The 17,871-nt window shown below is 69.4% G+C and carries 17 protein-coding genes; 8 read left to right on the plus strand and 9 right to left on the minus strand.

From position 1 onward, the window contains the following. Positions 1-30 precede the first annotated feature (30 nt). Positions 31-1,560, minus strand: a complete 1,530-nt coding sequence (gene adh, locus ACQY4O_RS18025; RefSeq protein WP_428377786.1) for an aldehyde dehydrogenase — start codon at positions 1,558-1,560, stop codon at positions 31-33. A gap of 426 nt (positions 1,561-1,986) precedes the next feature. On the opposite strand from adh, the gene pqqA reads away from it, so the two are divergent. The 4 genes from pqqA (at position 1,987) to ACQY4O_RS18045 (ending at position 4,779) form a co-directional block, all read left to right on the plus strand. Then, entirely contained in the window at positions 1,987-2,067 is an 81-nt protein-coding gene (pqqA, locus tag ACQY4O_RS18030; protein ID WP_428378239.1) for a pyrroloquinoline quinone precursor peptide PqqA, read from the plus strand. A gap of 161 nt (positions 2,068-2,228) precedes the next feature. Continuing rightward, positions 2,229-3,356 carry a pyrroloquinoline quinone biosynthesis protein PqqE gene (pqqE, locus tag ACQY4O_RS18035; RefSeq protein WP_428377787.1) on the plus strand — a complete coding sequence of 376 codons (1,128 nt, stop codon included), beginning with the start codon at positions 2,229-2,231 and terminating at the stop codon, positions 3,354-3,356. Between the two features lie 41 nt (positions 3,357-3,397). Next, positions 3,398-4,408, plus strand: a complete 1,011-nt coding sequence (locus ACQY4O_RS18040) for a GAF domain-containing protein (RefSeq protein ID WP_428377788.1) — start codon at positions 3,398-3,400, stop codon at positions 4,406-4,408. Beyond that, a complete protein-coding gene (locus ACQY4O_RS18045; protein WP_428377790.1) occupies positions 4,408-4,779 on the plus strand; it encodes a DUF779 domain-containing protein in 372 nt (123 codons plus the stop codon). The genes ACQY4O_RS18040 and ACQY4O_RS18045 overlap by 1 nt, the downstream gene beginning before the upstream one ends. Here ACQY4O_RS18045 and pqqD read toward each other — a convergent pair. From pqqD to ACQY4O_RS18080, 7 genes are all read right to left on the minus strand, one after another. Then, positions 4,768-5,037 (minus strand): pyrroloquinoline quinone biosynthesis peptide chaperone PqqD, encoded by a 270-nt coding sequence (gene pqqD, locus ACQY4O_RS18050; protein ID WP_428377792.1) that lies wholly within the window; start codon positions 5,035-5,037, stop codon positions 4,768-4,770. The two genes, ACQY4O_RS18045 and pqqD, sit on opposite strands and share 12 nt — an antisense overlap. After that, a complete protein-coding gene (gene pqqC / locus ACQY4O_RS18055; RefSeq protein WP_428377794.1) occupies positions 5,037-5,762 on the minus strand; it encodes a pyrroloquinoline-quinone synthase PqqC in 726 nt (241 codons plus the stop codon). The genes pqqD and pqqC overlap by 1 nt, the downstream gene beginning before the upstream one ends. Beyond that, the gene (gene pqqB, locus ACQY4O_RS18060; RefSeq protein WP_428377796.1) at positions 5,759-6,685 is read right to left on the minus strand and encodes a pyrroloquinoline quinone biosynthesis protein PqqB; all 927 of its coding nucleotides are present in this window, start codon (positions 6,683-6,685) and stop codon (positions 5,759-5,761) included. The genes pqqC and pqqB overlap by 4 nt, the downstream gene beginning before the upstream one ends. Positions 6,686-6,695: 10 nt before the next feature. After that, positions 6,696-7,166, minus strand: coding sequence for an acyl-CoA thioesterase (locus ACQY4O_RS18065; protein WP_428377797.1), 471 nt, complete (start codon positions 7,164-7,166; stop codon positions 6,696-6,698). Beyond that, positions 7,163-8,056, minus strand: coding sequence for a pyruvate, water dikinase regulatory protein (locus ACQY4O_RS18070; protein ID WP_428377798.1), 894 nt, complete (start codon positions 8,054-8,056; stop codon positions 7,163-7,165). The genes ACQY4O_RS18065 and ACQY4O_RS18070 overlap by 4 nt, the downstream gene beginning before the upstream one ends. Then, the gene (ppdK, locus tag ACQY4O_RS18075; RefSeq protein ID WP_428378240.1) at positions 8,056-10,737 is read right to left on the minus strand and encodes a pyruvate, phosphate dikinase; all 2,682 of its coding nucleotides are present in this window, start codon (positions 10,735-10,737) and stop codon (positions 8,056-8,058) included. The genes ACQY4O_RS18070 and ppdK overlap by 1 nt, the downstream gene beginning before the upstream one ends. Positions 10,738-10,900: 163 nt before the next feature. Next, positions 10,901-12,301: a helix-turn-helix domain-containing protein gene (locus tag ACQY4O_RS18080; protein ID WP_428377800.1), complete on the minus strand. Its 1,401-nt coding sequence runs from the start codon at positions 12,299-12,301 to the stop codon at positions 10,901-10,903. A gap of 101 nt (positions 12,302-12,402) precedes the next feature. On the opposite strand from ACQY4O_RS18080, the gene ACQY4O_RS18085 reads away from it, so the two are divergent. After that, entirely contained in the window at positions 12,403-12,909 is a 507-nt protein-coding gene (locus ACQY4O_RS18085; RefSeq protein WP_428377801.1) for a UPF0262 family protein, read from the plus strand. Between the two features lie 22 nt (positions 12,910-12,931). On the opposite strand, the gene ACQY4O_RS18090 is transcribed toward ACQY4O_RS18085, so the two are convergent. Further along, complete coding sequence (locus ACQY4O_RS18090; protein WP_428377803.1) at positions 12,932-14,887, minus strand: sigma-54-dependent Fis family transcriptional regulator; 1,956 nt, start codon at positions 14,885-14,887, stop codon at positions 12,932-12,934. A gap of 322 nt (positions 14,888-15,209) precedes the next feature. On the opposite strand from ACQY4O_RS18090, the gene ACQY4O_RS18095 reads away from it, so the two are divergent. Genes ACQY4O_RS18095 through ACQY4O_RS18105 form a run of 3 tightly spaced genes read left to right on the plus strand, consistent with a single transcriptional unit; the run spans position 15,210 to position 17,598 of the window. Then, positions 15,210-16,253, plus strand: coding sequence for an NAD(P)-dependent alcohol dehydrogenase (locus ACQY4O_RS18095; RefSeq protein WP_428377804.1), 1,044 nt, complete (start codon positions 15,210-15,212; stop codon positions 16,251-16,253). Next, complete coding sequence (locus tag ACQY4O_RS18100; protein WP_428377806.1) at positions 16,250-17,425, plus strand: WD40 repeat domain-containing protein; 1,176 nt, start codon at positions 16,250-16,252, stop codon at positions 17,423-17,425. The genes ACQY4O_RS18095 and ACQY4O_RS18100 overlap by 4 nt, the downstream gene beginning before the upstream one ends. Then, positions 17,422-17,598, plus strand: coding sequence for a hypothetical protein (locus ACQY4O_RS18105; protein ID WP_428377808.1), 177 nt, complete (start codon positions 17,422-17,424; stop codon positions 17,596-17,598). Before ACQY4O_RS18100 ends, ACQY4O_RS18105 begins: the two co-directional genes overlap by 4 nt. The last annotated feature ends 273 nt before the right edge of the window (positions 17,599-17,871 follow it).

A 17,871-nucleotide genomic window follows, 5' to 3' on the forward strand; every position in this document is an offset into this window, starting at 1 on the left:
CCTGGCCCACATCTCGGAAGAACCCGGCTCTCAGAAGAAGCCGAGCTTGCTGGTGCTGTAGCTCACCAGCATGTTCTTGGTCTGCTGGTAGTGGTCGAGCATCATCTTGTGGTTCTCGCGTCCGATGCCGGACTGCTTGTAGCCGCCGAACGCCGCATGCGCCGGGTAGGCGTGGTAGCAGTTGGTCCAGACACGGCCGGCCTTGATTGCACGCCCGAAACGGTAGCAGCGGTTGGCGTCACGGCTCCAGACGCCCGAGCCGAGGCCGTAGAGGGTGTCGTTGGCGATCGACAGCGCCTCGGCATCGTCCTTGAAGGTGGTGACCGAGACCACCGGGCCGAAGATCTCTTCCTGGAACACGCGCATCCTGTTGTGTCCGCGCAGCACGGTAGGCTTCACGTAGTAGCCGCCGGCAAGATCGCCCTCGAGATGGTTCTGCTCGCCGCCGGCCAGCACCTCGGCGCCTTCCTGGCGGCCGATATCGAAGTAGCTGAGGATCTTTTCCATCTGCTCGGACGAGGCCTGGGCGCCGATCATCGTCTGCATGTCGAGCGGGTCGCCCTGCTTGATGGCGGCGACACGGGCGAGCGCCTTTTCCATGAAGCGGTCATAGATGCTCTCATGGATCAGCGCGCGGCTCGGGCAGGTGCAGACCTCGCCCTGGTTCAGCGCGAACATCACGAAGCCTTCGATCGCCTTGTCGAGGTATCCGTCATCCTCGGCCAGCACGTCGGCGAAGAAGATGTTCGGCGACTTGCCGCCGAGCTCCAGCGTGACCGGGATCAGGTTTTGGCTGGCGTACTGCATGATCAGCCGGCCGGTGGTGGTCTCGCCGGTGAAGGCGATCTTGGCGATGCGCGGGCTGGAGGCCAGCGGCTTGCCGCATTCGAGGCCGAAACCGTTGACGACGTTCAGCACGCCCGGCGGCAGCAGGTCGCCGATGATCTCGGCCCAGACCAGCAGCGAGGCCGGGGTCTGCTCGGCGGGCTTGATCACCACGCAGTTGCCGGCGGCAAAGGCGGGCGCGAGCTTCCAGCATGCCATCAGCAGCGGAAAGTTCCAGGGAATGATCTGACCGACGACGCCGAGCGGCTCGTGGAAATGATAGGCGACGGTGTCGGCGTCGATCTCCGAGATGCCGCCTTCCTGGGCGCGTATGGCGCCGGCGAAGTAGCGGAAATGATCGATCGCCAGCGGCACGTCGGCCGCGGTGCTCTCGCGGATCGGCTTGCCGTTGTCCCAGCTCTCCGCTTCCGCCAGCACCGAGAGGTTCTGCTGCATCCGGTCGGCGATCTCGTTCAGGATCTGCGCGCGGGCCGCCGGGCTGGTGCTGCCCCAGGCATCCTTGGCGGCGTGGGCGGCATCGAGGGCGCGCTCGACGTCGGCGGCATCGGAGCGTGCGATCTCGCACAGCACGCGGCCGTTCACCGGCGAGGTGTTCTCGAAGTAGCGGCCGCTGATCGGCTCGACCCACTCGCCGCCGATATAGTTTCCGTAGCGCGGCTTGAAGTTCGGCTCGGCCGTGCGGCGCAGGCCGGCATCGGTGATCGGTTTGTTCATTGGACAGTGTCCCTCGTTATGATTTGGGCGGCTGCGGAGGAGCGTCGCCCGGCTGCGCCATCCGTGGCGTGATTGCCGCAGCTTTCCTCCGCATCGTTCCGGCTGTCACCCCTGCGGTTCACACCGCGCGGGGTGATGTGTCGCAAACCTGCGACAGGTGCGTAGTCGAAACCGTTCGCCGCGTGGACGCTAGCGATGTTGCGCTGCAGTATTGACGGCAAGACGACAAACGAATGCTGCATCGCAACAGGGGTGTCGGTCTGTTCTGGCGCCGCGGCTGGTAGCCTCGGGATGGTGCCGGAGGACGGCGGGAACGGCAACAGTCTTTGTTGTTACTTCAGAATTCGAATCTTGACCGATGACGGTTTCAGGTCGAGCATAGTAGTGCCGCGGTATCCGACCCGAGCACAGCACCGGAGAGAAAGCATGAAGTGGAGCCGCCCCAAGGTCGTTGAGATTGCGCTCGGCGCCGAGATCAACTCCTACGCCTGCGCCGTCTCGAAGTAGATCTCTCTCGGCCCGTTGGCTTTGCACCTGGAGCCGATGCCCCTGCCTTGTCTCCCCGGCCTGTATCCGACGCGATGCGGCCGGGGAGTGCGAGGGTCCAGTCGAGCCCTGTGGCTGGCTCGCGTCGGGGTGCTGTGACAGTGGTGCGTCCGGCCACGCAGATGAGTGCGCCGCCGCCCATGGGCATGCTCGCGGAGTTGACACATCGCTGTCCGCTGCAGTGTCCCTACTGCTCCAACCCGCTGGAACTCGAGGCCGCGTCCGCGGAACTGACCACCCGGGAGTGGTGTTCGGTCTTCGACCAGGCTGCCGCACTCGGGGTCCTGCAGGTGCATTTCTCCGGCGGCGAGCCGATGGTCCGCCGCGATCTGCCGGACCTGATCCGTCACGCGGCCGGGCGCAACCTGTACAGCAACCTGATCACCTCGGGCGTCCTGCTCAACCAGGCGCGCCTCGCCGCACTCGACGCGGCCGGCCTCGACCACATCCAGCTCAGCTTCCAGGACACCGAGACCGCGAGCGCCGAACGCATCGGCGGCATGAAGGGCGCACAGGCGCTCAAGCTGGAGGCCGCACGCCTGATCCGGGACAGCGGCATCGCGCTGACGGTGAATTTCGTGGTGCACCGGCAGAATCTCGAGCGGGTGCCGGACATGCTGCTGCTGGCGGAGCGGCTGGGCGCGGCCCGGGTCGAGATCGCCAACACCCAGTACTATGGCTGGGGCCTGCTGAACCGCGACGCGCTGCTGCCGACGCGGGCGCAGTCCGAGCTTGCCAACCAGCAGGTCGAGGCGGCGCGGGCGCACTACCAGGGTCGCATGGTCATCGACTACGTGACCGTGGACTACCATGCGTCGCAGCCAAAGGCCTGCATGGGCGGCTGGGCCCGCCGCTTCCTCAATGTCTCCCCGGTCGGCAAGGTGCTGCCCTGCCACGCCGCCGAGATCCTGCCCGGCATGGTGTATCCGTCGGTGCGCGAGCACAGCCTGGCCGGGATCTGGAGCGATGATCCGGCGTTCCTGAGGTTCCGGGGCACCGACTGGATGCCGGAGCCGTGCCGCAGCTGTGACCGCAGGGAGATCGACTGGGGCGGCTGTAGGTGCCAGGCGCTGCTGCTGACCGGGGATGCCGCCAATACCGATCCGGCCTGCGCCCTGTCGCCGCACCATGCGGCGATGCAGGACGTCGTCGGGACCGCCGGCAGTGGCGCGCCCGGCTTCAGCTATCGCCGCCCGGGTGGCCAGCGTATGCTGCCGGTCGCTCCGATGGTCCCTGAACTGGTGGAATGATCGGCATGTCCGGCTGCGGCGGGATGAGGATGCCAGGCGCTTTGAGTTCAGCGGCTGCGACCAGGGCCGACGGCGTGGTCGCGGAGGGCAGGACCGGCCATGCCGGCCGCATCCTGGCGATCGCCGAGGACCGCTCCGCCTCCGCGCGCTCGGCGGTGGCCGCCTCCTGGGTGCGCTCGCTCACCCGCTATGGCCTCGATCCGACGGACACACGGCCGCCTCTGACCCTCACCGACGCGGAACTGCGCGAGGCGCGCGCGCGGGTCGAGCCGTTGCTGCGGGCGGCGCAGGCGAGCCTCGACCACCTGTTCCATGCCGTCGGCGGCACCGGCTGCTGCGTCCTGTTCACCGACCGCCACGGCGTGCCCGTCGACCGGCGCGGCGCCGAGGCGGACAACGAGACCTTCCATCGCTGGGGGCTGTGGACCGGCGCGGTCTGGAGCGAGCAGCATGAGGGCACCAACGGCATCGGCACGTGTCTCGCCGAGGAGCGGGCGCTCACCATCCACCGCGACGAGCATTTCCATTCGCGCAATATCGGCCTGAGCTGCACGGTGGCGCCGATCTTCGACCATGAGGGCAAGCTCGCGGCGGCGCTGGATGTCTCCTCCTGCCGCAGCGACCTGACCGGCGCCTTCGTCGGCCTGATCGCGGCTGCCGTCGCCGATGCGGCGCGCCGCATCGAGGCGCAGAACTTCAAGCAGGCGTTCCCGGAGGCACGCATCATCCTCGCACCCGACACCGATCGCTGCACCACGGCGCTCTTGGCGGTCGATGCGGACGATCTCATCATCGGCGCCACCCGCGCGGCACGCGCCGCCTACGGCATCACCAGCGCCCGCCTGGCGCGGCCGCTGCCGGCCGGCACCGTGCTCGACAGCTTCGCCGACCGGCACGAGGATTTCGACCAGGCCGAGCGTGGCCTGGTGCAGCGTTCGCTGGCCCGCGCGCAGGGCAACGTGTCCGCGGCGGCAAAGGCGCTGCATATCAGCCGGGCCACGCTGCATCGCAAGATGAACCGGCTCGGGCTGCACCCGAACAGGAGCATCTGATGGCACCCGTACCGCCAAGGGTCACCGCGACGCCGGCAGCGCTCGACCTGCTCGAAACCATCCAGCGCCAGCATGGGCCGGTGCTGTTCCACCAGTCCGGCGGCTGCTGCGACGGCTCCTCGCCGATGTGCTATCCGCAATCCGACTTCATCGTCGGCGACCGCGACGTGAAGCTGGGCGAGATCGGCGGCGCGCCGGTCTATATCGGCGCCCAGCAATATGCAGTCTGGAGCCACACCCAGCTCATCATCGACGTGATCCCGGGCCGCGGCGGCATGTTCTCGCTCGATAACGGCACCGAGAAGCGTTTCCTCACCCGCGGGCGCACCTTCACGCCCGAGGAGACTGAACGGCTGATGCTAACCGCGTAGCACCCGCTTGGCGGCAAGCTCGTGGACCATGGCGAGCACGTCGGCGGCGATCTCCTCGCGCGGCGCGGCATAGCGTTCGGCCAAGGCATCGATGATGCGTCCAAGTCGGGTTTCACCGTTCACGAGGCGCAGTATCTCGACGCCGATCTCGTCCGGCACGAACGCTCGTTCCGGCGCCAGTAACACCCATTGTCCGCGCGTCTCGTCGTGACGCAAACGCACGCCGCGCGGGAACGACGGGATGCTTGTCTCATCCATCAGGCGGGCCGGAACGCGCCGGGCGGGATGCGACCGGGCGAGACATAGCTGTAGTCGAGCGCATCCAGCATCGTCCACAGCAACGAGCACTTGAACTTCAGCGCGTCCAGCGCACCTCGCTGCTGCTCCTCGGTGCGCGCATGCTCGCGCACATAGGCCAGCGCGAAATCGGAATCCTTCGGCGCCTGGGTCAGCCTCGGGGTGAAATAGGCCAGCGTCTCCGGGGTGACGAAGTCGTAGTGCCGCAGCATGCCGGACACCCGCTCGCCGATGATCAGCGGCGAGAACAGCTCGGTCAGCGACGACGCGACGGCTTCCAGCACGGTGCGATCCCGCACGAACTCTACGTAGGCATCGACCGAGAAGCGCGTCGCCGGCAGCAGGCCGGCCAGCGAGGTCACGGTGTCGCGGTCCAGGCCCAGCCCGTCGGTCAGCACCAGCCAGCGGGCGACGCCGCCGGTGCCGGGCGCGTCGCCGTCATGGTCGACCAGCCGTGACCGCCACTCCCGGCGCAGCTCGGCGGTGGGCAGCCGGGCGAGCAGGGTTGCATCCTTCGCCGGGATACGACTCTGGTAGTAGTAGCGGTTGAGCGCCCAGGCCTGCACCTGGCCACGCGACAGCTGGCCGTCATGCAGGGCGCGGTGGAACGGGTGCAGATGGTGGTAGCGCTCGGCGCCGATGCCGCGCAGCGCGTCCTCCAGGGCGTCCGGGGTCAGCACCGTCACAGCGTCACCTGCATGCCGTCATGCGCCACGGTCCAGCCGGCGGCTGCCGCGATCCGGCGCTCCTCGCTGTCGGCGAGCAGCAGCGGATTGGAGTTGTTCAGGTGGATCAGGATCTTTCTCCGCACCGCGAGGTCACGAAAGCTCTCGATCACGCCGCCCGGGCCGCTGACCGACATGTGTCCCATGCGCCGCCCCGACTTCGCCCCCAGGCCAGCCTGGATCATCTCGTCGTCCCGCCACAGCGTCGCATCGAAGAAGACACAATCGGCACCCTCCAGACGAGACCGCAGCCCGGGCGTCATCATGGCGCAGCCCGGCACGAACAGTAGCCGGCTGGTGCCGTCAGTGATTTCGAGGCCGATGGTCTCGTCAATCTCGCGGGCCATCTCGGGCTGCGCGAGAGCGCCTTCGGCATAGAGCGGCACCTTGCCCGGCACCGTGAACGGCGTGACCCGCAGGCCGGACGGCGCGCCGTCGGTCAGCGTCAGTGGCCCGGCAATGCCGGGCTCGATGGCAATGCGCGCCACGACATCGCGGGCCAGCACCTCGAAGATCGGGTTCTCGTCGAGACGTGCCAGCACCGGCGCGGTCGCCAGCAGGCTGAACGCCTGCCGCTCGCGCAGGCTCAGCAGCCCGGTCACGGTATCGACCTCGGCGCCGGTCAGGACCACGCCGCAGATCGGGCTCGACCGCAGGCCGTCCTGCGGGTGAAGAGCCGGGCTGCGCTCGATCTGGACTCGCAGGTCCGGCGACGCGTTGAGCAGGAACCAGTGCCGTCCGTCGCCACTGACCGCGACCGAGGCCTGGGTCGCGGACGCCGCCATCGGATCGCCGGCCCGCGCCCTGCGGCAGCCCGGCGCATGCGAGTTCCATTGCGGAAAGCCGCCGCCGCCGCCGGCGCCGAGCACGAGCACCTCGATCATCGCGTCACGATCAGGCGGTTACGCTGCGGTCGCCGAACGGCATGCGGTCGGCGAGTGCGGCTTCGGCATGCAGGACCCCGTGCAGGGCTGCCGGGATCGGCCGGCTGCACAGCGTCGCCGGGTCGACGCAGACGCAGACGGTTTCGGCCATCCAGCAGAGCCGGTCATCAGCCTCGGCATGTCCGACCAGCTCGAAGCCGAGCGACGAGCGGCCGACGCGTCGCAGCGCGATACTGATCTCGAGGATCTCGCCGGCACGCATCGGCGAGAGGAACGTGCAGGACAGCGAGGCGAACACGATCTGCAGGCCGGTGGTCGCCGCATCCGCCTGCATGCGTTCGGCGAACCAGCGTTCGACGGTCTCGACGGTGAAGTTCGCGATGCGCGGCGTATAGACGATCCCGGCGGCATCGGTGTCGTCCGGAACGATCTCGCGTCGTTGCGTGAACAGGGTGGTCGAGGGGATTGGCTCCGGCATCATCGGGCCGGCGCGGCGGCGTGGCGAAGATTCCAGGCCTCGGCCAGCTCGATCACCGCGGCCGAGGTCTCCTCGATCGAGCGCCGGCTGACATCGATCACCGGCCAGCCATTGCGCGCGCATAGGCGACGCGCCCAGACCACCTCGTCGCGCACCGCCTCCGGATCGACGTAGATGTTGTCGTCCTCCTTGATGCCGCCCATGGTTCCTCCGGGCGTCAGCGCGCGCAGCCGGTGGCGGCGGATCTCGATCAGCGTGCGCGGGTCGATGGTCAGGCCGACCACCGGACGCCGCAGCGACAGCAGCTCGGGGGCCACCGGCACGCCCGGGACCAGCGGCACGTTGGCCGCCTTGACGCCGCGATTGGCGAGGTAGAACGAGGTCGGGGTCTTCGAGGCGCGCGACACGCCGACCAGCACCACGTCGGCTTCGCGCAGGCCGGCCACCGCCTGGCCGTCATCGTGCGCCAGCACATAGTGCATGGCATCGATCCGCTTGTAGTAGTCGTCGTCGAGCACGTACTGGATGCCGGGCCGCCCCTGCACCGCCTCGCCGAGCGTCTCCTGCAGCATCGTCAGCACCGGGTCGAGCACGTTCACCACTTGCAGCTGCAACTGCTTGCAGGCCAGGTCGAGCGCGCTGCGCAGCTTCTGGTCGATCACCGAGGACAGCACCGGGCCCGGATCGGCCTCGATGCCTTGCAGCACCCGGTGCAGGTGCAGCCGGGTGCGTATCAGGTTCCAGCGGTGATACACCACGTGGGTGTGCTGGAACTGCGCGACGCTGGCGCGCGCGATCGCATTCAGCGTCTCGCCGGTCGCATCCGAGACCAGATGCAGGCTGATGCGATGCTCGTCCGCGCTCTCCGCCCGCGGGGCGCCGGCCTCGGGCATTACGCCGCCGGCGCCTTCGCGCGCGCCATCGCCGCAGCCATCGCCGCCTGGGCCGCCGCAAGGCGCGCGATCGGCACCCGGAACGGCGAGCACGACACGTAGTCGAGGCCGGCCTCCTCGCAGAAGGCGATCGAGGCCGGATCGCCGCCATGCTCGCCGCAGACCCCGAGCTTCAGGCCGGGCTTGCGCCCGCGCCCCTTGGTGACCGCGAGCTCGACCAGGGCGCCCACGCCCTCGCGGTCGATGGTGACGAACGGGTCGCGCGCCCAGATCGCCTTTTCGATGTAGTGCGGCAGGAAGCCGCCGGCATCGTCGCGCGACAGCCCGAAGGTGGTCTGGGTCAGGTCGTTGGTGCCGAACGAGAAGAAGTCGGCGTGCTGCGCGATCTGGTCGGCGGTGAGGGCCGCGCGCGGCAGCTCGATCATCGTGCCGACCTGATAGTCCAGCGTCACACCGGCCTTCGAGATCACCTCTTGGGCCACCCGGTCCACCTCGGCGCGGGTCAGCTCCAGCTCGCGCGCGGTGCCGACCAGCGGGATCATCACCTCCGGCACCACCGGGCTTCCGGTCTCGGCCGCCACCAGGATCGCCGCCTCGAAGATCGCGCGCGCCTGCATGGCATAGATCTCGGGGAAGGTGATGCCGAGCCGGCAGCCGCGATGGCCCAGCATCGGGTTGCTCTCCGACAGCGCCGCGCGGCGCTCGTGCAGCGCGTCCAGGCTTTGGCCGAGCCCCTCGGCCACCGCGAGCAGGTCGGCGTCGGTGTGCGGCAGGAACTCGTGCAACGGCGGATCGAGCAGGCGGATCGTCACCGGCAGGCCGGCCATGATCCGGAACAACGCCGCAAAATCGTCGCGCTGGAACGGCAGCAGCTGCTCGAGCGCCTTGGCACGTGCGGCTTCGCTGCCGGCCATGATCATCTGCCGCACGATGCCGATGCGCTCGGGGGCGAAGAACATGTGCTCGGTGCGGCACAGCCCGATGCCCTCGGCGCCGAAACGCCGTGCCGTCTCGGCATCGTCGGGCGTCTCGGCGTTGGCGCGCACCTTCATCCGGCGCAGGCTGTCGGCCCAGCCCATCAAGGTGGCAAAATCGCCCGACAGCGTCGGCTCGATGGTGGCGACACGGCCTGCGAACACCTCGCCGGTGGAGCCGTCCAGGGTGATCCAGTCGCCGGCCTTGATCACATGGCTGCCGGCGGTGAGCGTCTGCGCCTTGTAGTCGACGCGTATGCCGCCGCAGCCGGCCACGCACACGCGCCCCATGCCGCGCGCCACCACCGCGGCATGGCTGGTCATGCCGCCGCGCGTGGTGAGCACGCCGCGGGCGGCGTGCATGCCGTGCACGTCCTCCGGGCTGGTCTCGATGCGCACCAGGATCACCGCCTCGCCGCGGGCGGCGCGCTGCTCGACCTCGTCGGCGGTGAATACGACGGCGCCGGCGGCGGCACCGGGAGAGGCCGGCAGCCCGCGCGAGATCACCGTGCGCTCGGCCTTCGGGTCCAGCGTCGGGTGCAGCAGCTGGTCGAGCGACGCCGGCGTGATGCGGCCGATCGCCTCCTCGTGGCTGATGCGGCCCTCGTGGGCCATCTCGATGGCGATGCGCAGGGCCGCCGCCGCGGTGCGTTTTCCGGAGCGTGTCTGCAGCATGTAGAGCTTGTTCTGCTGCACGGTGAACTCGATGTCCTGCATGTCGCGGTAGTGCCGCTCCAGCGTGTCACGCACCGCGAGCAGCTCGCGATAGGCGTCCGGCAGCGCCGCCTCCATCGAGACCTCGCCCGGCTTGGCGCGGGCCTCGGACATCGGCTGCGGCGTGCGTATGCCGGCGACCACGTCCTCGCCCTGCGCGTTCACCAGGTACTCGCCGTAGAAGGCGTTCTCGCCGGTCGACGGATCGCGGGTGAAGCACACGCCGGTGGCGCAATCCTCGCCCATGTTGCCGAACACCATCGCCTGCACGTTGACCGCGGTGCCCCAGGCGGCCGGGATGTCGTTCAGCCGGCGATAGGTGTTGGCGCGCGGGTTCATCCAGGAGCCGAACACCGCGCCGATGGCGCCCCAGAGCTGCGCCTTCGGCTCCTGCGGAAACGCGGCTCCGGTCTCGCGCTCGACCAGGTCCTTGTAGGACAGAACCACCTGCCGCCACGCCTCGGCGTCGAGGTCGGTATCCTCGAGCGTGTTGAGCTCGTTCTTGACGTCCTCGATGATCTCCTCGAAATGATGGTGGCCGACGCCGAGCACCACCGAGCCGTACATCTGGATGAAGCGCCGGTAGCTGTCCCAGGCGAAACGCGCATCGCCGGACGATTGCGCCAGGCCTTCGACGGTCTCGTCGTTCAGGCCCAGATTGAGCACGGTGTCCATCATGCCCGGCATCGAGACGCGCGCGCCTGAGCGCACCGAGACCAGCAGCGGCCTGCCCGCATCGCCGAAACCGAGCCCGACCGCCTGCTCGATCCCGGTCAGCGCCGCCTGCACCTGTGCGTCCAGCTCTTCGGGATAGCGGCGGCCGTTATCGTAGAACGCCGTGCAGACCTCGGTGGTGATGGTGAAGCCGGGGGGCACCGGCAGGCCGATACCGGCCATCTCGGCCAGGTTGGCGCCCTTGCCGCCGAGCAGGTCGCGCAATCCGGCATGGCCGTCGTTGCGACCGGCGCCGAAGCCGTACACCCATTTCGCCATCGACATGTTTATTTCCCGCGGGACGCTGCCGGCCTCATTTCTAGACCAGCCTTCTCATCCGGACCAAGCCGGAATGTCGCCAGCGGCCTGAGGCCCCGGACCCCCATCTGAATAAGGGAATTCAAAGGCGCCGCCTTTCATGGGGCTCAGGCCATCGGCGGGTTCAGGCCATCGGCGCACCCGGCCGTCGGTTGACGTCCAGCGACAGGCGGTGGTCGAGCGGCGGGAAGGCGCGGCTGCGGCAGTCGCGCCAGTCGCACAGCCGGCAGGACAGGCCGATGCGGGTGATGGCGCCGTCGCGGTCGATACCGTCGGAATAGACCAGCCCGGCCGCATGCGCGATCTCGCAGCCCATGGCGATCACATGCGTCGGCGGCGGCTCGTGCCAGCTGGTCGAGGTGCCGGTGACGACGCGCGCGAAGCAGAGATAGGTGGCGCCGTCCGGCAGCTGTCCGACCTGGACGTTGATGCGGCCGGGGGAGCCGAACGCGGTGTTGGCGACCCAGAGCGGGCAGGAGCCGCCGGCCTGGGTCAGGTGGAAGCCGGCGCCGGCGAACGCTTTGGTGATGTTGCTGGCCGCATCCATGCGCAGGAAGAACAGCGGCACGCCGCGCGCGCCCGGCCGCTGCAGCGTCGAGAGCCGATGCGCCGCCTGCTCGAAGGAGACGGCGAAGCGCGCCGCCAGGACCTCGACGTCGTAGCGCAGCGCGGTCGCGGCCTCCAGGATGGCGGCATACGGCATCAGCAGCGCCGCCGCGGCGTAGTTCAGCAATCCGATCCGGATCACCGAGGCCGCCTCCGGCGACGACGGGGCGGCGGCTGCCACCAGCGTCTGCATGACGTCGCGGGCTTCGATCAGCATCAGCTGGAACGCCATGTGGAAGCCACGGCTCTCGCGCCGCAGCAGGTCCGACAGCACCAGGAGTGCGGCCTGCGGATCGTAGGCGCGCAGCGCGCCGGCCAGCGGGGCGACACGCACCACCACGCCGTGCCGCCGGCGCAGCCGCTCGGCGACGGCATGGTTCAGTTCCGACTGGCCGCCCGGCCCGGCCGGCAGTCCGTCCAGCTCCAGCGCCTGCCGGACGGTGTCGGCGGCCTGCTCCAGCGACGGGAAATAGTTGGCGTTCGCGTCGAACAGCGCCCGCGCCTCGGCGTGCGGCAGCTTGATCCTGTGCCCCGACGGCAGGGCCAGGCCGGAGGCATCCGCGCGCGCCGCCGCCCAGGCACGCGACAGCGCCAGCACCGCGCGCGCGGCGGTCGGGTAGGCGGCGATCGCGGTGAAGGCCTCGTCGCTGATGGGATCCGAGCCCAGCAGCGGATCGGTCAGCGCCTCGCGGAGTGCGACCGCGAGGCTACGCTCCTCGTTGCCGGCGAGCGCCTCGAGATCGACATCGAGCAGGCGGGTCAGCTTGATCAGCAACGACGCCGTGACCGGACGCTCGTCATGCTCGATCAGGTTCAGGTAGCTCGCCGAGATGCCCAGCCGGACGGCGAGCCCGGCCTGGGTCAGGCTGCGTTCCTGCCGCAGGCGACGGATCGTGCGACCGATCAGCGGACGGGTCATGACGGTGCTTTACATCATTCACAAATCGCCGCGAAGCCGGACCCGGCCGCACGACGCGCGCAGGGCTTGTGGAGCGGGGGCGAAATCCATACAGCTTCGCCATGATGCAGGACGATGAAGGGCCGGGCCTGACGCGGTCGCCGACCCGGACCGACAGGCTCACGCACGTCGTGCTGCCGGATGGCGCCGGCAGCCGGGCGCTCACCGCGGGCGGCCAGGACGACCTGCGGCAGGCGATCACCGACCTGCAGCGCGACAGCTTCTTTGCCCTGGTCGGGCATTCCGGGCCCTACGGTCTCTCCCTGTCGGCGCAGGGCCGCAGCCTGGTGCTGGAGGTGAAGCGCGAGACCGGCGAGCCGGTCCGGGTCATCGGCCTGGCGCTGGGACCGTTCCGGCGCATCATCAAGGACTACCGATTGCTGATCGACGCCTATGACGCAGCCCGCGCCGACAACAACGCGTTCCGGATCCAGGCGATCGACATGGGCCGCAGGGGCCTGCACAACGAGGGCGCCGGGATGATGATCGAGCGGCTGGCGGGCAAGATCGAGATAGACTTCGAAACCGGGCGCCGTCTGTTCACCCTGGTGTGCCTGCTGCAGCCGTGACGACCGTTCGCAACGGTGCGAGCTACTGCAGGATGCGGGGCGCCGTGGACTTGCCGATCGCGCGGTAGATCGTGTTGCGCGACACGCCGAGCCGGCGCGCCGTCTCGCTCAGGTTGCCGCCGGTGTCGCGGTAGGCGGCAACGATCCTGCTGCGCACCGCGTCGCGCAGGGTCGGCTGCCGCCCCGGCAGCGGCGCGGCCGATCCGGAGCCCGGGTTGCAGGCCGCAGCGGAGATCCCGGTCGCGCCACATTCCGCAATGTGCGGCGCGATCGCCTCGGCGTCCAGACACCGCTCCGGCTCGGTCAGCGTGAGCCGGAGCAGCACGTTGCGCAACTCGCGAATATTGCCGGTCCAGTGCCGGCGCGACAGCTGGGCGATGGCGCCGTCGCCCAGCGTGCAGCCCGGCGCGATGTCGGCCAGCAGCCGGCGCGCGATGGCGGCAAAATCCTGGCGCGCGCGCAGCGGCGGCAGGTGCACATCGACCGCGTCGAGCCGGTAGAAGAGATCGGCGCGGAACCGCCCCGACTGCATCGCATCGTCCAGTGTCGCGTTGGTTGCCGCGATCAGCAGCACGTCGACCCGGCGGCTGTGGCCGCCGCCGACCGGGCGCACCATCCAGTCATCGAGCAGGCGCAGCAGCACCGCCTGCAGTGCGAGCGGCATGTCGCCGATCTCGTCGAGGAACAGCGTGCCGCCATCCGCCTCGCAGACCAGTCCACGCGCGCCGCCGCGTCGGGCACCGGTGAAGGCGCCCTCGGCATGGCCGAACAATTCCGCCTCGACCAGGGTGTCCGGCAGCGCCGCGCAGTTCACCGGCACGAAGCCGCCGGTGCGGCCGCTGGCATGGTGGGCGTAGCGGGCGAGCTGCTCCTTGCCGGTGCCGGTTTCGCCCCGGATCAGGATGGGCAAGCCCCGCGCGGCGCCGGCGGCGACCTGGCGCAGCACCGACAGCACGGCGGGATCGTCTGCCACGAAGGCAGCGGGAGCGCCGGGGGGCACCGGGCAGCGCGGCGCCGCCGGCAGCCGGACCGGTTCGCGGCCCGGCACCGGCAGTGGCAGCGCGGCCGGACGCGGCAGGTGCTCGATCGTCGCGATCATGACGCTGCCCACCCGGTCCTCCAGGCGCTGCTGCTCCTGGCTGCGGCCGTGGTCGAGCACGGTGGCGAAGCGGGTGCGGAACAGGTCGTCGAAATGCCGGCCCGGCAACGCCGGCAGGCCCTGCAGCAGGAAGGCGGCCTGCGGATTGGCGCCCAGCACGGTGCCGTCCGGCGCCAGCGCCAGCAACCCGGCGCTCAGCGTATGCAGGTATTCGCCGCGGCTGTGGAAGGCGATCACCAGGTCGCGGCTGTGGGCGTGGCGGAACAGGCCGTTCTCCACCTGGGTGGCGGCCATGCCGACCAGCGCCCGGGTGTGCTGCTGGCGGGTGCCGCAATGCGACGAGGCATCGAGCACGCCGACGAGCTTGCGGTCGGGCGCGAAGATGGGTGCGGCGGTACAGGTCAGGGTGCCGTGGCGGGCGAAGAAATGCTCGCCGCCATGCACCGTCAGCGCCCGTCCGATCTGCCCGACGGTGCCGAGCGCGTTGGTGCCGCAGCGGCGTTCGGTCCAGAGCGTGCCGGCGCGGATGTTGGCGGTGCGCGCCGCCGCGCGGAAGCTCTGGTCGGCAATCGTGTCGAGCAGGATGCCGTTCGGATCGGCGAACGCGATCAGGAAGTTCGAGCCGGCGATCTGGTTGTACAGCGCCTGCATCTCGGCGAGCGTCAGACGCCGCACCAGGTCCGACTGCTCGCGGGCCGCGGCGAGCTCGCCCGCGTCGATCTCCTCGAGCGCCACCGGACAATGCGGGTCGAGGCCGGCATCGAGGCAGCGCGCCCAGCTTGCGGAAATCTCCGGCGCCACCAGGTCGGTCTGCGCGATACCGGCGCGCTCGAGTGCGATCCTTGCCTGGCGCAGTTGTTCATCGACGGAACCGCGCATCGTATCCCCCGCGAGCCGCCACGCCGGACGGCCTTGTCCTTGCGGCCGACACGTCGAGGCGTCGTCCGGAATGCAAGCTTAATCCCGTACGGCGCCCGGACCTATGCTCTCGCACGATATTTCGGGCATGGCGTCGGGACTGTTTCGTTCCGGAACAGTAGACCGCGCCAGCTTTGTTGCGATCTGGAACATGCAACCCTGAACAATCCGGAGGCACATCCAATCCGATCAATACGCTAGGCGATGGCATGCGCGTTGCAAAAATTGGCATGCGCGTTGCAGAACTGCGTCCCGAACGGCCGGGTGAAGAGGAAACAAGCCGATGAAGGCTGCCATTCTCGAGAAATACGACGAGGCGCTGACCAGCGAGCAGTTCGTGCGCTACACCGATGTCGCGGATCCCAAGCTCGAAGGCCCGAGCGACGTGATCGTGCGGATCGGTGGCGCGGGGGTGTGCCGCACCGACCTGCACATCGTCGAAGGCATCTGGCGCAGCAAGGTCGAGGTGGCGCTGCCGTACATCATGGGGCACGAGAATGCCGGCTGGATCGAGGCGATCGGGCGCGGCGTCGAAGGCGTCAAGGTCGGCGACGCGGTGGTGTGCCACCCGCTGGTGACCAGCGGGCATTGCCTGGCCTGCCGTCGCGGCGACGACATGCACGCCATTGACAGCAAGTTTCCCGGCATCAACGCCAATGGCGGCTACGCGCAGTATCTTCTCACCGGCGAGCGCGCGCTGATCAAGCTGCCGAAATCGCTGACCCCGAAAGACGTGGCCCCCTATACCGATGCCGGGCTGACGGCGTATCGCGCGACCAAGAAGGCGTCGCGGCACCTGCTGCCTGGGCAGTTCGCGGTGATCATCGGCGCCGGCGGCCTCGGCCATATCGGCATCCAGGTGCTGAACGCGCTGTGCGCCGCCGAGATCATCGTCATCGATCGCACCGATACCGGCCTGGCGCTGGCCAAGGAATGCGGCGCGCATCACCTCGTCCGCGCCGACGGCAACGAGGTGGCCGCGATCCTGGAACTGACCGGCGGCAGTGGCGCCGAGGCGGTGATCGACTTCGTCGGCGAAGGCGACGCGATCGCCCGCGGCCTCGCGATGACGCGCAACGGCGGATATTATTATATCGTCGGCTATGGCGGGAAGATCGAGATCCCGACCATCGACATGATCACCTCCGAGAAGACCATCGTCGGCAACCTGGTCGGCACCTATCCCGAGCTTGTCGAGCTGATGGCGCTGGCGGATCGCGGCCTCGTCAACCTGGTGACGCGCGAATACAAGCTCGAGCAGGCCAACCAGGCACTGCACGACCTGCACCAGGGCAGGATCAAGGGGCGCGCGGTGCTGGTCCCGTGACCCATCCGCTGCGCCGGCCACCGCCCGGAGCGCTCACCGGCGCGGCGTCGCCGCTGCTGGATGTGCTCGGGGCGTCGTGGACACTCGATGCGCCGGTCATCGGGGTGGCCTGGGATGGCGATCTCGCCGGCTTCGCGCTCGGCGACGGCTCGCTGGCGATGGGACGGGCGGACTGGCAAGGCTCGCCGCAGCTCGAACCGGTCGAAGGCGGCATGCGGCTGATCCCGGCCGCCCGACCGCCGCCTCCGGTGACGCGCCTGCGCGTGCACCAGGGCGCCTGCCTGTCGATCGCCAGGCATCCGAGCGGAGGCTTCCTGAGCGGCGGCGAAGACGGGCTGCTGGCTGCGACCAACGCGGAGGGCATCGTCAGCGTGCTCGCCTCGCATCCGGGTCGTTGCGTTGACCTGGTGGCCTCAGGTGCCGCGGGCTGGAGCGCTGCCGCCAGCGGCCGCCAAGTCGAGATCGGCGGCATAGCCACGCACGCGCTGGAACTCCCGGCCTCGGCGGCGGCACTCGCCTTCGACGCAGTCGGGTCGCGGCTGGCGGTGGCGCATGATCGCGGTGTCAGCGTCTGGACGCCGGATGCGCCGGTGCGCGTCCTGCCGACACCGGGCTGCCCGATCTCGGTCGCCTGGAGCCCCGGCGGCGACACTCTGGTCTGCGGCCTGCAGGAGAACGCCCTGCATGGCTGGCGGCTGTCGGACGCCGGCGACATCGAGATCGGCGGCTGTCCCGGCCAGCCGCGATCGTTGTCGTTCGCAGCCGATCTCAGGCTGCTGGCCATCAGCGGCGCCCCGCGCGTCGTTTGCCTGGGCTTCGATCGCTGGGGCCTCGATCCGGCCGGGGCCGGCGCCCCGCCGGTGGAGTGCGGCCTGCCGAGCAGCCGGCTGCCGGTCTGCCAGGTCGCTTGCCACCCGACCTATCCGCTGATCGCCGCGGGCTATCACAACGGCGCCGTGCTGCTCTGCCAGCCCGGCAGCGAGGACGTGCTGTTCGTGAAGGCCTCCGGAGGCGGCTCCGTCACGGCCCTCGCCTGGTCGCCGCCGGACGGCGGCCGGCTGGCCCTGGCGACGCAGGGCGGCGAAGTCGCGCTGGTGCCGCTGCCGGGCCTGCTGTTTCGTTTCAATCCCGCCCCGCAGGGCATCCCCGCCCCGCAAGGCATCGCGCCATGAGCGACGAGAGCACGTCCAAGGACCACTTCTTCGAGCAGCTGGGCCGGCTCTCGGACGCGATGATCGAGGCGCACGGCAAGGATTTCACGATGGGCGCGCTGGTGCTGGCCGCGCGGTTCATCGCCGAAGGCAAGCCGGTCGGACGTCGCCCGGCCGGCGGGACGCAGCCGTGATGGCCGGTTCCGCGACGCCCGGCGTGACGCCCAAATTGGCGACCCTGTCGCATCCTGTCGCGGTGACGGGACGGAGTGTCCCAGATTGCGACATGCTGCACGGCAATAAACCGATCTCCTGCTTTGAATTCGGCTCCGGCACTCAAATAAAAGCATCGCCTGGACTGGCATGTCCCTTGCAATGAAGGCATCTGCGTAGTTCAATATCTCCAGAGCACAGACACAAGATACTTGGTAAATGCTGCGGTGCACTAAGTGGGCCGAGTAAAGAGT

The sequence above is a fragment of the Lichenicoccus sp. genome (assembly GCF_965277665.1).
In the GTDB taxonomy this organism is placed as follows: domain Bacteria; phylum Pseudomonadota; class Alphaproteobacteria; order Acetobacterales; family Acetobacteraceae; genus Lichenicoccus.